General features: G+C 34.8%; 2 protein-coding genes. One reads left to right on the top strand and one right to left on the bottom strand.

What is annotated here, in order from left to right:
• Positions 1–144: 144 nt before the first annotated feature.
• Positions 145–375: a DUF896 domain-containing protein gene (locus IEW58_RS14215; RefSeq protein ID WP_188645880.1), complete on the top strand. Its 231-nt coding sequence runs from the start codon at positions 145–147 to the stop codon at positions 373–375.
• 248 nt (positions 376–623) lie between these two features.
• On the opposite strand, the gene IEW58_RS14210 is transcribed toward IEW58_RS14215, so the two are convergent.
• Positions 624–911, bottom strand: a 288-nt coding sequence (locus IEW58_RS14210) for a TrkA C-terminal domain-containing protein (protein WP_188645879.1), incomplete at its 5' end; no start/stop codon positions are given.

The raw sequence follows: 911 nt of genomic DNA, 5'->3' as shown, positions 1-911 counted from the left end.
GTCTCAAACCCCTTATTTTAATTCCAAAAATCTGCTGGTCAAAAGACCGAGAAACTAAAAACATTACTGGATGTGTTGATAAATTATCTTATAGAAATAAACTCAAAATATATCAACACTTGATTCTAAGGAGGATATGACAATATGAAAATTTTAGATAGAATTAATGAACTTGCAAATAAAGAAAAAGTCCAACCACTTACTGTAGCTGAAACACAAGAACAACATGCATTGCGTCAAGACTACTTAAGTATGATCCGAGGACAAGTATTAACAACATTTTCCACAATAAAAGTGGTTGATCCAATCGGTCAGGATGTCACACCAGATAAAGTTTATGATCTTCGCCAACAATACGGTTATATTCAAAATTAATATTTGCTCACGAGGTATTGCACTTAAGGTGCCAACTGACCTCATAAACAAAGCCCATACTGATTGAAGACACTAATGTGTCCAGGCTGGGACATAAATCAATGTTCTATGCTCTACGAAGTTATATTGGCAGTAGTTGACTGAACGAAAATGCGCTTGTAACAAGCTTTTTTCAATTCTAGTCAACCTTGCCGGGGTGGGACGACGAAATAAATTTTGCGAAAATATCATTTCTGTCCCACTCCCGATTATCTCGTCGCAATATTTTTTTCAAAGCGATTTAAATCATTATCATGTCCAATCATGATTAAAATATCACCTATTTCTAAATTAATATTTGGATTTGGTGAAATGATGAACTCTTTGCCTCGTTTAATTGCAATAATGTTAATTCCATATTGTGCTCTTATATCTAAATCAATGATAGACTGCCCCGCCATCTTTTCAGTTGCTTTCAATTCTACAATAGAATGCTCGTCTGCCAACTCAAGATAATCAAGTACACTTGCACTCGCAACATTATGTGCAATACGTCT

Source organism: Tsuneonella deserti, assembly GCF_014644315.1.
In the GTDB taxonomy this organism is placed as follows: Bacteria; Pseudomonadota; Alphaproteobacteria; order Sphingomonadales; family Sphingomonadaceae; genus Tsuneonella; species Tsuneonella deserti.
The sequence above is the reverse complement of the archived record's forward strand: the minus strand, read 5'-3'. Positions and strand labels throughout refer to the sequence as shown.

Bases quoted from the DNA above. Each gene is read 5' to 3' on its own strand.
- IEW58_RS14215 (WP_188645880.1), top strand. From the start codon at position 145: ATGAAAATTTTAGATAGAATTAATGAACTTGCAAATAAAGAAAAAGTC.